General features: G+C 38.8%; 16 protein-coding genes and 1 tRNA gene. 7 read left to right on the plus strand and 10 right to left on the minus strand.

Annotated features, from left to right (window positions below; genetic code table 11):
- Positions 1–13: 13 nt before the first annotated feature.
- On the minus strand, positions 14–304 hold the full coding sequence (locus HEQ36_RS15840) for a DUF3493 domain-containing protein (protein WP_039200401.1): 291 nt from the start codon (positions 302–304) through the stop codon (positions 14–16).
- 33 nt (positions 305–337) lie between these two features.
- On the opposite strand from HEQ36_RS15840, the gene HEQ36_RS15845 reads away from it, so the two are divergent.
- Positions 338–409: transfer RNA gene (locus HEQ36_RS15845), tRNA-Thr, on the plus strand.
- Between the two features lie 755 nt (positions 410–1,164).
- On the opposite strand, the gene HEQ36_RS15850 is transcribed toward HEQ36_RS15845, so the two are convergent.
- The 6 genes from HEQ36_RS15850 to HEQ36_RS15875 all read right to left on the minus strand — a co-directional run bounded on the left by HEQ36_RS15850 (position 1,165) and on the right by HEQ36_RS15875 (position 3,547).
- The gene (locus tag HEQ36_RS15850) at positions 1,165–1,419 is read right to left on the minus strand and encodes a hypothetical protein (RefSeq protein WP_053538409.1); all 255 of its coding nucleotides are present in this window, start codon (positions 1,417–1,419) and stop codon (positions 1,165–1,167) included.
- 45 nt (positions 1,420–1,464) lie between these two features.
- Positions 1,465–2,046 carry an RdgB/HAM1 family non-canonical purine NTP pyrophosphatase gene (gene rdgB, locus HEQ36_RS15855; RefSeq protein WP_168637131.1) on the minus strand — a complete coding sequence of 194 codons (582 nt, stop codon included), beginning with the start codon at positions 2,044–2,046 and terminating at the stop codon, positions 1,465–1,467.
- Positions 2,047–2,198: 152 nt separating this feature from the next.
- On the minus strand, positions 2,199–2,345 hold the full coding sequence (locus tag HEQ36_RS15860; RefSeq protein ID WP_233455593.1) for a hypothetical protein: 147 nt from the start codon (positions 2,343–2,345) through the stop codon (positions 2,199–2,201).
- A gap of 23 nt (positions 2,346–2,368) precedes the next feature.
- Complete coding sequence (locus HEQ36_RS15865) at positions 2,369–2,518, minus strand: hypothetical protein (protein ID WP_233455594.1); 150 nt, start codon at positions 2,516–2,518, stop codon at positions 2,369–2,371.
- A gap of 239 nt (positions 2,519–2,757) precedes the next feature.
- A complete protein-coding gene (locus tag HEQ36_RS15870; protein WP_039204548.1) occupies positions 2,758–3,051 on the minus strand; it encodes a hypothetical protein in 294 nt (97 codons plus the stop codon).
- Between the two features lie 325 nt (positions 3,052–3,376).
- Entirely contained in the window at positions 3,377–3,547 is a 171-nt protein-coding gene (locus HEQ36_RS15875; RefSeq protein WP_027402036.1) for a chlorophyll a/b-binding protein, read from the minus strand.
- A gap of 250 nt (positions 3,548–3,797) precedes the next feature.
- Here HEQ36_RS15875 and ald point away from each other — a divergent pair, with 250 nt between their 5' ends.
- Positions 3,798–4,889, plus strand: a complete 1,092-nt coding sequence (gene ald / locus HEQ36_RS15880; protein ID WP_053538407.1) for an alanine dehydrogenase — start codon at positions 3,798–3,800, stop codon at positions 4,887–4,889.
- Between the two features lie 95 nt (positions 4,890–4,984).
- Here ald and HEQ36_RS15885 read toward each other — a convergent pair whose 3' ends face one another.
- Positions 4,985–5,374 carry an MAPEG family protein gene (locus HEQ36_RS15885; RefSeq protein WP_015083489.1) on the minus strand — a complete coding sequence of 130 codons (390 nt, stop codon included), beginning with the start codon at positions 5,372–5,374 and terminating at the stop codon, positions 4,985–4,987.
- Between the two features lie 79 nt (positions 5,375–5,453).
- Here HEQ36_RS15885 and HEQ36_RS15890 point away from each other — a divergent pair, with 79 nt between their 5' ends.
- Positions 5,454–6,245, plus strand: a complete 792-nt coding sequence (locus tag HEQ36_RS15890; RefSeq protein ID WP_168637132.1) for an ABC transporter ATP-binding protein — start codon at positions 5,454–5,456, stop codon at positions 6,243–6,245.
- 51 nt (positions 6,246–6,296) lie between these two features.
- Positions 6,297–7,721, plus strand: a complete 1,425-nt coding sequence (locus HEQ36_RS15895) for an MlaD family protein (RefSeq protein WP_168637133.1) — start codon at positions 6,297–6,299, stop codon at positions 7,719–7,721.
- Positions 7,722–7,805: 84 nt separating this feature from the next.
- On the opposite strand, the gene HEQ36_RS15900 is transcribed toward HEQ36_RS15895, so the two are convergent.
- Positions 7,806–8,102 carry a DUF3288 family protein gene (locus HEQ36_RS15900; protein ID WP_168637255.1) on the minus strand — a complete coding sequence of 99 codons (297 nt, stop codon included), beginning with the start codon at positions 8,100–8,102 and terminating at the stop codon, positions 7,806–7,808.
- Positions 8,103–8,345: 243 nt separating this feature from the next.
- Between HEQ36_RS15900 and HEQ36_RS15905 the strand changes: the two genes are divergently transcribed.
- The gene (locus HEQ36_RS15905) at positions 8,346–10,796 is read left to right on the plus strand and encodes an ATP-dependent Clp protease ATP-binding subunit (protein WP_168637134.1); all 2,451 of its coding nucleotides are present in this window, start codon (positions 8,346–8,348) and stop codon (positions 10,794–10,796) included.
- A 550-nt stretch (positions 10,797–11,346) separates the two neighbouring features.
- Here HEQ36_RS15905 and HEQ36_RS15910 read toward each other — a convergent pair.
- The gene (locus HEQ36_RS15910) at positions 11,347–12,714 is read right to left on the minus strand and encodes an ATP-binding protein (RefSeq protein WP_053538402.1); all 1,368 of its coding nucleotides are present in this window, start codon (positions 12,712–12,714) and stop codon (positions 11,347–11,349) included.
- An 80-nt stretch (positions 12,715–12,794) separates the two neighbouring features.
- Between HEQ36_RS15910 and HEQ36_RS15915 the strand changes: the two genes are divergently transcribed.
- Positions 12,795–13,487, plus strand: a complete 693-nt coding sequence (locus HEQ36_RS15915; protein ID WP_053538401.1) for a response regulator transcription factor — start codon at positions 12,795–12,797, stop codon at positions 13,485–13,487.
- Between the two features lie 228 nt (positions 13,488–13,715).
- Entirely contained in the window at positions 13,716–14,027 is a 312-nt protein-coding gene (locus HEQ36_RS15920) for a hypothetical protein (RefSeq protein ID WP_027402027.1), read from the plus strand.
- Positions 14,028–14,190: the final 163 nt, after the last annotated feature.

The raw sequence follows: 14,190 nt of genomic DNA on the forward strand, positions 1-14,190 counted from the left end.
GGCAGGGAAATATTTACTCTTGCCTTTTGCCTTTTGCCTCTTGCCTATTCTTCCTGTTTTCCCATTTCCAGAGAAACACCATTAACCCAATTACTCCTAGCTGGATTGCGAAATTAGGCGCTGCTTGTTCAATATCGCGTCCTGCTAGGAGTTGAAAGAAGAAGACGAATGCACCAATAAAGCCAGAAGCACCGACACCAATATAGATAAATTGCCTTAACCCTCGATAGGGTGCGGCTACTTCGGCTTTGAGGCGTTCATATTGTTGCGGGTTGAGATTTTTTGGAGAATTTGGTTTTATCATCAATAAATTATGTTATGATGTGTAACTGTGTACGCCGATGTGGCTCAGGGGTAGAGCAACTGATTCGTAATCAGTAGGTCGTGAGTTCAAATCTCATCATCGGCTTTAAGTAATATATACTCTAAACGGCTTTGTCCTTTGATTCTATAGGTAGGGGTAAAGTAAAAGCTTATTGGTGTCAACTTAAGTTAAAAATGGCTTATCTGTTGCCTTCCACAACCGCCAGGGAATGAATTCCCTGTCTCATAGCTTAATTCCATTGAAACGGACTAATACACGGCGTAAGTGAATAAATCATTTTCAAGCCTTGTAATCAATCAAATTTTCAGAGATTTTAATGATCATGTTATTTACGCCAACCTGTACTAGGTAATGAGAATCATAATCAGCAGATAATTTGAGGGTTTTTGCTAGAGTTAGTGCCATTTCGTGAACTTGGGGAAATTGAGAACTTCCATAAAGAACTATCCCCAAATTAACGCATCTTGCAAAGCTTTTTTTGTCTCCTCAATGGTTAATAAATTTGCTTGATTCATGCGATGTAAAGCATTAGTGATTTCATAATAAAATAATGTGGGAGCAATAATAGTATCAGAATTTTGTTGCCAATTTTACCACAAGATCCAGATCCCCGACTTCTTAGATCAATTTACATTTTATTGACAAGATTAAAAAAGAAGTCGGGGATCTTCTTTACGCTAGCTTTATTTTCCGCTTCTTGTCTGATAGTATCTGTGATGGTATCAATGGGAAGAGTAAATTCTACTTTAGTCATAAGATCACAATTTTCTATTTGTAAGTAGTTCTCATTCTCAAAAAACTTGATACTATATATAATATCATTTCTAAAACAACTTTCATTATTCGTTATTTTCCCTGCGAACTTCTCGCACAATTTCACAAATCTCTTCTGTTGTCAAAGGATGAGGATCATTTACTGCTTCTCTTCTTTTCCTTAATTCATTCCAATCAAATTTAGCAGCTTTTTTAAAAAAAATACCATCTTCAGTCATGGTAACTGAATATTTTTGACCATTAACAAATTGTTCTCGAATTTCTGGAGGAAGTTCTAGGTTTCCTTCTGGCGTGAAAGTAATAGTAATTGTTTGTTCCATAATTACCTCATTTACTTACTTTTCAAAACAAAATAATACTATATATTATAGTATATCTAGAGCTTTTAATCGGGGAACTAAAGCTTTTAAAGCATTACCACGATGACTAATTGATTTTTTTAAATCCGTCGTCATTTGAGCAAAAGTCAATTGTTTATCTGGTACATAAAAAACCGGATCATAACCAAAACCACCATCTCCAGAAGGTGCAAACAAAATTTCCCCGTGACAAATACCCTCAGATTGAATTACTATTTCTCCTTGAGGATTTGCAACTGCGATCGCACACACAAATTGAGCTTGGCGATTTTCCTGATCACCTAATTCTCTCAATAACCTCTCAATCCGTTCTGTATCCGTGTTCCCATAACGAGCAGAATACACCCCCGGCGCACCATTGAGGGTATCTACCTTTAAACCAGAGTCATCAGCGATCGCCCAATTACCTGTAGCTTTAGCAACTTCTGAGGCTTTCAGACAAGCATTTTCCGCAAAGGTTTCTCCCGTTTCTTCCACATCTAAATCTTCCGGTTTTAAAGCTAATTCCCAACCAGAATCAGCTAAGTAAGCTTGCATTTCCTTCAATTTTCCGGGGTTTCCTGTCGCTACTACGAGTAATTTAGTCATCAGTTGTTAGTTGTTAATAAAAAGGTAATTACAGCGGTTTCCGCTCTTATGAGCTACATCTTAGCCCCCTCATCGCTTGCGGGGAGGGGGTTGGGGGTGGGGTTCTTGTATTTCACTCAACCAAGAACCGCCATATCAAATTCTGAGATTATTTATGCTAAATTTTCCGAGAAATTGACTTTTTTATATAATTGCTTTAAAGATAATTCTACATTAATTGATGACAAATTTATCATAGCATCTTCAGTTTCATACTCCGTTAAAATCCATTGATTTTCCGAAGTTTTCACATATTGCATCACATAATATTTAGTTTGGTCAATTAAAATATATTCTTTAAATTCAGGAATTGAGCGATAATAAAGAAACATTCGTTTTTATAATCAGCTTTTTTTTCTAATTCTAAATATTCTTCTGGTGTATGGTAAGCTGTAACTACTTTGATTTCTTGGGTAGTAGTTTGTAATTTCATAGATCTATTTAGTAATAGTTACTAAGAGACTTCCAAATAAAAAAATGTCCCAAAACTGATGCAAAAATTCTCTCTCTGTGTACTCTGTGCCTCTGTGGTTCGTTTCTTGGGATAATTTATTTCTTGGAAGTCTCTAATTGAATTTTACCTGATTTTGAATAGTTTGATAATCACTAAATTACAAAACCCGTAGGGGCGCAGGGCTTGCGCCCTAATTTATATTACATTCAAAGGTTTTACTACTGACGGGGTTTCTTCTTGGAAACCTTTAATACAGGTAAAGGGTCAGCGGAAGACTGAGGAGGTAAATAATATTGAGCAACAGGTTCTTCTGGTAAAGCCGGACGCTGCTGCATTCGCCATAATTTAAAGACGAGAGCTATTCCGGCTGTTCCTAAACCAAAGGTGAAAAGTGACCAACTATCATCCAAACCACCAATCAGCGCATCTATTGTTCCCACTGTTATCAACGCACTAATGATAGGTTCTTTGCGGTAGGCTGACTTTAAAAAACGAGGTAATACAGCATTCATCACAGCTTACTTAGTTCCAATTAGAGTTTTTGTATAAATTTACTCAGAATATCCCAACTAAAATTTGTCTGTTTCATCAAAGGCAAATAATAGCACGAACAATTGTAATTTCCTTTGGCAACAAAGGGAGTACGGTAATTAACACCCACAGAAGTAATTGCTTTGAGGATCATCACAGTTATTTCTATTGTACTAGGACTGAGGCACTAAGTTAACTTGGGGAAACAGCCTGAGAGGACAAAAATAAACCGAAAACTAATGTAGAGACGTTCCATAGAACGTCTCTACACCCAATTCATACTATCAGTAACGCCAAATTAAAAGTCTACTTTAAACCGAGCCATGCAAGTACACCTTGATTGGTAACGTATTCAATTACTACCATTAAAATAAAGCCGATCATTGCCGCTCTGCCATTTAAACGTTCAGCATATTCATTGAAACCAAATTTAGGTTCTTCTAATTTGGGGGTGATGGTTGGTTGTTGTTGTGTCATAATCAGTGATTCCTTTCTTGATAATTGGCAAACAAAAATTTACAGGGATTTTTCAAGTAAATTGCTGAAGATGGTCGTCGGTACTTAACAATTTTTAATTATTCTTTATCTATTGTAAGAAGACTGGCGGATTAGTCAAGGTGTAGCGTGAGGGAGAATAAAAATTTTGCATTTTGAATTACTGAATACGGAAATAATCAGCTAGGTACTGGCACGCTAAAGTGAAACAATCAAATATAAGAGGCTATCAATGGAAATTGGTGTTCCCAAGGAAACTAAAGATCAAGAATTTCGGGTAGGTTTAAGTCCTTCCAGTGTTCGGGTATTACGGGAAAATGGTAATAATATTTTTGTAGAAAGTGAAGCTGGTACTGGCGCGGGATTTACTGATGAAGACTACCGCAATGCTGGGGCAGAAATTGTCAATACTGCCGATGCTGCTTGGAATCGGGAGTTAGTTATTAAGGTAAAAGAACCTTTGGTGAGCGAGTATAAATTATTGCAAAAGGAGCAATTGTTATTTACTTATTTACATTTAGCGGCGAATCGCCAGTTAACAGAATATTTAATTGATTGTGGCACTTGTGCGATCGCTTATGAAACCGTAGAACAACCAGGAGCAAATAAACTTCCCCTACTCACCCCCATGAGTATTGTTGCTGGTCGGTTAGCCGTACAATTTGGCGCAAGATTCCTAGAACGTCAACAAGGAGGCAGAGGCGTACTTTTAGGCGGTATCCCCGGAGTCAAAGCTGGTAAAGTCGTAATTTTAGGTGGTGGTGTCGTCGGTACAGAAGCCGCTAAAATCGCCGTCGGTATGGGTGCATTGGTGCAAATCTTAGATGTCAACGTGGAACGTCTATCTTACTTAGAAACCTTGTTTGGGTCGAGAGTAGAACTACTTTACAGCAACTCCGCCCATATTGAAGCCGCAGTCAAAGATGCCGATTTACTCATTGGTGCAGTCTTAATTCCTGGCAAAAAAGCCCCCATTTTAGTATCTCGTGAATTAGTTAAACAAATGCGCCCTGGTTCAGTGATTGTAGATGTTGCTGTTGATCAAGGTGGATGTGTAGAAACATTACATCCTACATCCCACACTAAACCAGTATACATTGATGAGGGAGTCGTACATTATGGTGTTCCTAATATGCCGGGAGCAGTGCCTTGGACATCCACGCAAGCCCTAAATAACAGTACCCTACCCTATACTGTCCAGTTAGCAAATCTGGGACTTAAAGCCTTAGACATGAACCCAGCCTTAGCAAAAGGTTTAAATGTCCAAAATCACCGTCTTGTACATCCTGCTGTGCAAGAAGTATTTCCCGATTTAGTTGGGTGAAACAAAATTAAACATATAGATCCAGTAGGGGCGGACAGAATTCCGCCCTCTTCCTTTGCGTCTTTGCTCATTAGCGTATTTGCGCGAAACAAAAACTACTTCACCATAGATAAAATAATCCCCACCAGCGAACCAAGAATTAGCACGATACCGCTGAGAGAACTAATTGCAAAACCAGGACCGCGTTTTTCAGCAGCTTGATAATATCCCCAAGCATAAGCAATTCTTCCTACTATCCAAGCTGCACCGAGAGCAGAACCCCAAATAGGACTAACATAAATAGAAAACAACCATAAAGCCGGGATAAATAAAGCTAGTTGTTCCAAGGTATTTTGTTGTACCCTTAGCACTCTTTCAAAATCCAGGTTTCCTGTAGTCTGCGGTACAGGGACTTGATATTTAGCTCTAGCTATACCAACATTAATTGTCACTACAAAATATAGTATAAGTGCGGAAACAGTAACTAAACTAGGATAAGGAGACATAGACTTGAGTAAAATGGGAAAATAACGTGCTTTACAAAATATTATAGGTGACAGATGAGAATTTAATTACTAACTAGCAATGACAGAAACATTAGAACCATTAATTGAATTAAAAGGTATTTCTAAAACTTTTGGTAACAACAAGGTTTTAGATAACGTTGATTTAAAAATATACCGAGGACAAGCACTAGGAATAATTGGCCCTTCGGGAACTGGTAAATCAACGGTTTTAAGGATTATAGCCGGATTATTAAAACCTGATGAAGGGGAAATTTATATTCAAGGAGTACGCAGAGAGGGTTTAATAGAAGATGCTGCTGATCCGGTGGGAATTGGTATGGTATTTCAGCAAGCGGCTCTATTTGACTCTTTGACAGTCGAAGAAAACATTGGATTTCTACTTTATCAACATTCTCGACTCAAGCGATCGCACATTCGGGAATTAGTCAATCAAAAATTAGAATTGGTAGGACTAGCAGATATTAGTCACCTTTACCCATCAGAACTTTCTGGAGGAATGCGAAAAAGAGTCAGTTTTGCTCGTGCTATTATGTCAAATCCTCAACGTCCTACAGATAGTCCAGAGGTTTTATTATACGATGAACCTACAGCCGGATTAGATCCCATTGCCTCAACGGTAATTGAGGACTTAATCCGTGACTTACAAAATACACAAGGAGTCTGTAGTACTTACTCCATTGTGACTCACCAAGAAAGCACTATTCGGCGGACATCCGATCAAATAGTATTTCTTTATCAAGGAAAAGTGCAATGGCAAGGTACAGTAGTTGCCTTAGATCATACAGAAAATCCCCTAATTAGACAATTTATGAGTGGAAGTGTCAATGGCCCCATTCAAGTAGCTGGTTAAGTACCAAATCAAAGAAAATTGCTGAGTTTAACGCTATCAGTGGAGGAATAAATGCGAGGTCTAATTAGCAGTTTCACGTCTGCACGCATGATGAGAGAAGGTTCTGTAGGATTGTTGCTCCTGGTGGGGTTAGGCGCATTTGGCACAATTTTACTGTGGTTAAATAGAATCACCCCTGGAGAAACTTCTTACAGAGCAATTATCGAATTTGCCAATGCTGGGGGAATGCAAAAGGGTTCAGTAGTCCGTTTTCGGGGTGTGAAAGTGGGAACTATCACCAAGGTTCAACCCGGAACAAATGCCATTGATGTGGAAATTCAAATTAACTCCCCTGATTTAATAATTCCCAGTAATTCCCTCATTGAAGCTAATCAAAGTGGATTAATTAGCGAAAATATTATTGAAATTACTCCCAAAGGAGATTTACCAGGGAAGTTATCTGCCAAACCTCTAGATAAAGACTGTAATTCTAGCTTGATTATTTGTAATGGTTCTCGATTAAGAGGGACAATTGGCATCAGTGTAGATGAACTGATGCGTCAATCAACTATTTTTGCGGCTCAATATAGTAACGAAAAGTTCTATAAAAATGTGAATCGCACCTTAGAAACCTCGGCTAATGCTGCTGCTAATATCGCCGATTTAAGTAAGGATTTACAAGATTTGAGCAAAACCTTCAAAGGACAAATAAGTGTATTTTCTGGTACGGCATCTACATTACAACGCTCTACAGCCCAATTAACTACAACTGCTACCAAAACCGCAGATCAATTAGGGACAACAGCTAAGGATTTTAGTATCACAGCTAAACAAGCAAATCGCTTACTAACAAATTTAGATAATCTCATCACTACCAATCGTTCTTCTTTAGTTGGTACTTTAAATAGTATGACGGAGACCAGTAATCAACTTCGTCAAACAGTTACAAGTTTATCACCTGCCATTAATCGCTTAACTCAAGGACAATTATTAACCAATTTAGAAACCCTATCGGCAAATGCAGCCGAAGCTTCTGTGAATTTAAAAGATGCCTCTAAAACTTTAAATGATCCAAAAAACATTGTTTTACTGCAACAAACCTTAGATGCGGCGAGAGCAACATTTGAAAATACCCAAAAAATCACCGCTGATTTAGATGAATTAACAGGTGATCCTAAGTTTCGTCAAAATATGCTGCGATTGGTAAATGGTCTGAGTAAATTAGTTTCCTCCAGCAAAGACATCCAGGAAAAAACCAAGGTAGCTGTAACTCTAGATGGTCTCAAAGCTGATGCTAATCAATCAAAGGTAGTAATTACCGCACCTGTTTCCGAAAAACAAATATTAGTAATCAATCCCCAACCCAAAATAGTAGAGAAGGTGGAAACAACCTCCCAACCAGTCCCAGAACCACCCAATTTATCCCAAGAACAACTCCTCCAGCAACTTAGAGAATATCGAGAGAAGGGAATAGGGAACAGGGAACAGGAGAAGTAGGGGGAGTGGGGGGAGTAGGGGGAGTGGGGGGAGTGGGGGAAAAATAACACAACCGACAACTGACAACTGACAACTGACCACTAACTAATTCCAATCCTGCTCATCCTTTTTGCCACGACTTTTGTAAACTCCTCCTGTATCATGGATTTGACGGGTTTTGGCAAATAGTTCAGCTTCAGTTAAACCCCAGCGTTGCAAAACTTTATCTAAGTTGCTTTGAATGTCTCGCGCTCCTGGGAAACCTTGATAGCGAATTTTTAGTCTAGCTAATTCCGATAAATTGTAGTCCGTTGCGTCTTGAGCGAGTAAGATATCAATAAGGGGGCGATCGCGGTTGTAGAGTGGATGTTGTTGGTCTTTACCACCGGGAATTTCTGTCATCATCAATACCTGTACGAAGTTAGCAATCCATCAACAACTCAAGATGAAAAATCTCGACCATTGCTAATTATCCACCATAATCTAGTGAATGACGGCAACTACGCCTTGTCACTTACGGCTCTCACTACTGCCATTCAGCTTAAAATAAAGATACATTATCTTTAAGAAAATACAAGAAACTTTAGATGAGGGTGAACTTATATCTCACCCAAAGTCCAAGCAGCACGAGGGAAAGAACCCGCTATGTTTGAACACTTCACTTCCGAAGCCATTAGGGTAATCATGTTAGCTCAGGAGGAAGCACGACGACTGGGACACAATTTTGTAGGAACAGAACAAATTCTCCTGGGTTTAATGGGAGAAGGAACAGGTGTTGCTGCTAAAGTGTTGGCTGAGTTGGGTGTTACCCTGAAAGAATCCCGTCGGGAAGTAGAAAAAATAATTGGACGGGGTTCTGGGTTTGTCCCACCGGAAATTCCTTTTACCCCGAAAGTAAAAAGCCTGTTTGAGCAATCTTTCCGAGAAGCTCACGGTCTTGGACATAATTACATAAACACTGAACACTTATTATTAGGTTTAACGGAGGCTGGTGAAGGAGTCGCCGCCAAAGTATTACAAAATCTAGGAGTGGATTTACCAGTTATTCGTTCGGCTGTGATGAGCCGATTGGGTGAAGATACAGCGGTTGTCACTGGTGGTAGAAGTAATTCCCAGCGCAATCAAAATTTATCCATAGAGGAGTTTGGCAGAAACCTCACCAAACTGGCTCAGGAGGGCAGACTAGACCCAGTAGTCGGTCGCCAGCCGGAAATTGAAAGAACGGTGCAAATTCTCGGTCGGAGAACCAAAAATAACCCGGTTTTAATTGGTGAGCCGGGTGTTGGGAAAACAGCGATCGCTGAAGGTCTAGCGCAACGCATTGTCAATCAAGACGTTCCCGAAATTTTACTTGATAAACAAGTAATTAGTTTGGATATGGGGTCTGTAGTGGCGGGAACTCGCTTCCGGGGTGAATTTGAGGAACGCCTCAAAAAAATCATGGAGGAAGTCCGCACCGCAGGAAATATCATCTTAGTGATTGATGAAATTCATACCTTAGTCGGTGCAGGTGGCACAGAAGGCGGTTTAGATGCAGCTAATATCCTCAAACCGGCTCTAGCCCGGGGAGAACTCCAGTGTATTGGTGCGACCACATTAGATGAATATCGTCAACACATCGAACGGGATGCGGCTCTGGAGCGGCGGTTTCAGCCAATTTTGGTAGGAGAACCATCAGTAGCAGAAACTATTGATATTCTCTATGGTTTACGCGGTGCTTACGAACAACATCATAGAGTTAATATTACTGATGAAGCGGTAATTGCCGCGGCTGAATTGGCAGATCGTTATATTAGCGATCGCTTTCTACCGGACAAAGCCATTGACTTAATTGATGAAGCTGGTTCTCGTGTCCGTTTGCGTCACTCCCACATTGCCAAAAACAAGGAACTCAAACGAGAATTAACCACCGCCACCAAAGCCAAATCGGAAGCCATCAGAACTCAAGATTTTGGCAAAGCTGGTAAATTGCGGATACAAGAATTAGAACTGCAAGCCAGACTTGATGTAGAAGAAAATCAAGAAACCGTTAACTCTCCCCTCGTCAACGAAGAAGACATTGCCCAAATTGTCGCTTCTTGGACAGGTGTTCCCGTCAACAAACTGACTGAATCTGAATCAGAGTTACTTTTACATCTTGAAGACACCTTACATACAAGGCTCATCGGTCAAGAACAAGCAGTTACAGCAGTTTCCCGCGCTATTCGTCGCGCCCGTGTCGGCTTAAAAAGTCCTAATCGTCCCATTGCCAGTTTTATCTTCTCCGGACCAACCGGTGTCGGTAAAACCGAATTAGCCAAAGCCTTAGCTGCTTACTTCTTCGGTTCAGAAGAATCAATGGTGCGTTTAGATATGTCCGAATATATGGAAAGCCACAACGTTTCCAAGTTGATTGGTTCACCTCCAGGTTATGTAGGATACGACGAAGGCGGACAATTAACGGAAGCTGTGCGGCGCAAACCCTATACAGTGCTACTATTCGACGAAATCGAAAAAGCGCATCCCGATGTATTCAATATGCTGCTGCAAATCTTGGATGACGGTCATCTTACGGATGCGAAAGGTCGGAAGGTAGACTTCAAGAACACATTAATTATCTTGACTTCTAATATCGGTTCTAAGGTAATTGAAAAAGGTGGTAGCAGCTTAGGGTTTGAGTTTGATAATCACGCAGACGCTAGTTATCATCGCATTCGTAACCTAGTTAACGAAGAACTCAAAGCATATTTCCGTCCTGAATTCCTCAACCGTGTTGATGATATTATCGTCTTCACTCAACTCAACAAAGATGAAGTCAAGCAAATTGCTGAAATCATGCTGCGTGATGTTGGTAGTCGTCTCAAGGATAAAGACATCGCTTTAGAGGTAACAGAAGCTTTTAAAGAGAAAGTTGTCCAGGAAGGCTATGATCCTAGCTACGGTGCTAGACCATTACGCCGTGCTATTATGCGTCTCTTGGAAGATTCTTTGGTTGAAGCGATCTTATCTGGAGAAATAGCAGATGGAGATAAGGCTATTGTGGATGTAGACGATGATGGACAGGTGAAAGTCAGAAAATCGGAAACCCGTGAGTTGTTATTAACTAACGTTGGTTAATTACGGATTTCTACAATATTGGTAATTTATTTGGTGGGTGACTTTATGGTTAACCCACCTTTTTTTATGGGTTTTTTATAGAAGAATATGGATAAATGAACCACGAAGAGCGCGGAGGAAGAAGGAAGATATACTCAAGATGGCTTAATTATGTGGGTTCTATAGGTATGGGTAAGGAAAAAGCTCATTGGTTTCAACTTAAGCTACAGATAGCTTATTTGTTTGGCTGACCGACCCATCTGGAACTGAAGTTCCAGGCTAATAGCTAAAGTTTACTAAAGTAAACTAAACAAGTTCAAAAATTTCTGGGTTATTTAGTCATCTTCAGATGACTTCTGCTATAAGACTGGGAATTCATTCCCAGTCGGACTATGGGTTTTACAGGAATATCCGGTAAGCTGGCTGACAGACCCACTCTCCCCGATGCGGGGAGAGGCTTTGAAACCCACATTCCCAGCCTTCGGCACGCTGCGCTAACGTAGGGAAGGGGGGAAGGGGGGTTAGGTTTCTGGAGATTATCGGTTTCATCTAATACTTTTCAAACACCCTCTTAGAGGTATGTTAGAGGAATTTTTACAGTAAAAGTTGTTCCTACTCCAACTTTACTTTCCACCAAAATTTCTCCCTGGTGTCTTTCTACACACTTCTTAACAATTGGTAATCCTAACCCAGTGCCGACAATACCTTCAACATTTTGAGATCGAAAAAAAGGTTCATAAAGCCTAGCCTGTTCCGCTGAAGAAATGCCTATACCTTCATCTATCACCTGAAAGATAGTAGTATCTGGTTGAGAATTTAAAACCAAGGATATACTACCTCCAGATGACGAATATTTGATGGCATTTAAAAGCAAATTACTAAGAATAGAGTACAACAATTTTTCATCTAGATTAGCACGAAAAGATTGACCATGCTTGATAAACTTTATAATATGATTTGTGTGACTAAACATCTGCACATCTTCCAGCAGATTCAAACAAAAGTTTTCCACATTGATTAATTGAGGTTTATAATCTAGTTCACCTGCTTCGGCTCTAGTCAAAGTTAATATATCTGTTAATAAGTGATTGATCAACTTTGCTGAAGACTGAATGCGATCAAGATTTTTTAATTCCTTTTTATCCACCAAATCCAGCAGAATTTCCCGTAATAACTGAGATGAAAGCAATATTACACTTAAAGGTGTACGAAATTCATGGGAAATCATAGAAAATAGCTGAACCTTTAATTCACCAATTTTTTTTTCTTGAGCAAGGGAAGCTTCCAAGGATTTAATCTGTTCTTGTTTTACTCCTTGACGCTCGATGATAAAACATAAACTGCAAATCACAACCAGGCTTAAAATAGTTCCTATTATTTCCATGATTATTCGTAAGTGAATACTCTGTTGCGACTGCTTGAGAGAACTTTCTAGGAAACCTTGTTCTTCAGTTTGAATATTTACAATGATAGGTATAATTTTTTCTCTTAAATTAACACTGATTTCTGTAATATTAGTTTGCTGTTGTAATGCAGTTCTATCTTGTTGATAAAGTTGTATTGATTCTTCTAAAAGAGATAATCTTTGATTAACCAATGATTTTAAACTGGCAAATCTCTGTTTTTGATTGATATTATTATGGATTTGAGTTTCTAATAAACTGACCTTAGTTTTTATATTATTTATGGCATTTTCATAACGCTCTAAATCTTGTCTACTTCCCAAAAATATATACCCTCTTCGTGCTGATTCAGCTACTGTCATAGCCGCATATAAATCAGTCAAAGTATTGAGAGTTTGATAAGTATGCTGAACTTGATTAGCATTTTCCTTAATTTCGGTAGTGTTATTAAATGAAGCGAAGGTAACTAGCACCATTAGCGATATAGCTAAAGAAACTCCAGCCGCAATCCATTTTTCTGAAAAATACGATTTCATAAATTATCCATTTATTTATTTATCAAGTCAATTTAAGTTAATATTTCCCTCATTACCTCTAGTTGAATAAGGGATAAATTATGCGAATTCTGATAGTTGAAGATGATACTCAACTGGCAGAAGCACTTACAGAAGCTTTGACCGGAAGACAGTATGTAGTTGATGTTGCTAAAGATGGAGAAGCAGCTTGGCACGCAACGGAGTCAATGAAATATGATTTAGTAGTGCTAGATGTAACTTTGCCAAAGCTAGATGGAATCAAGTTTTGTCAACGGTTACGGAATACTAGCACGAACAATCCAGCATACAGAAACTCGACAACACCAGTATTAATGTTAACAGCCCGTGATACTGTAGCTGATAAAATTACTGGTTTAGATGCCGGTGCAGATGATTATGTCGCAAAACCATTTGATCTAGAAGAATTAATGGCTCGCATACGTGCTTTACTTAGACGAGGTGGTGCTGCCAGTACAATCAGTTTATCTTGGGGAAAGTTAGCCTTAAATCCTAGCACTTACGAGACAACTTATGACGGTCATCTTATCTCCTTAACTCCTAAAGAGTATGCAATTTTGGAATTGCTAGTTGCAAATGGTAGAAGGGTTTTGAGCCGCTCTAGTATTATTGAGCAAGTTTGGTCTGTTGATGACTCTCCGGTAGAGGAAACCGTAAGGTCTCATATTAAGTCTCTTCGGCAAAAATTAAGACTCTTAGGTGCATCTGAAACTTTGGTTGAAACAGTTCATGGTTTGGGATATCGTCTCAACTAATACAAATTATTTGTGAATTTGCGCTTAATATTACCAATAATAGATAGGATTCATAAGATTTTCAATTTCCAGAATGGTTGATTTATAGAAAAATAGGCTCACCATCATCATACAGACCTCTATAAGATTTTATCTACACAAATTCTGCACAAATTCTGCACGCTAACTGCATATAGAGGTTGTATTCTGATAGTGAAGATAATTTTTAACCCAATAAAGAGTTTATCAATGGAATGGAAAGATCTATATTTTGGCTGGTTAATTGAATTAATACCTTTATCACAAGGTTATATATTCAAATGCTGGATGTCTAATGAAGAAATAGGGATTAGCAATAACCATATTTATCCTAGTTTATCTCAGGCAATGATGGCAGCTAGGACAAGAGCAAAAATCGAATCTGTTAGGTTAGTGCTGATTAGTTTCTTAAATGAATACCACGACAACCACAACTTAACTACGCAAGAATATAAGGATCTAAAAAATTCAATTTCTGAATTCGCTACTGTTGCTAGTCAATTAAAAATGCAGGACTATTAAACTAAGGCGATGAATCAGAAAATTATTGATTATTAAGAGAAGCGAAACAACGCTTTACCACCTATCTTCAAATAATAATCAATTCTTAAAAGATTTTAGTAGTTATGCAGGGTGCATAGCTTAAATCAATTTTTTTTGCATCAAAGAGAGAGAGTAGAAAATG

This window comes from Anabaena sp. 54 (genome assembly GCF_017355725.1).
GTDB classification, from domain to species: Bacteria; Cyanobacteriota; Cyanobacteriia; order Cyanobacteriales; family Nostocaceae; genus Dolichospermum; species Dolichospermum heterosporum.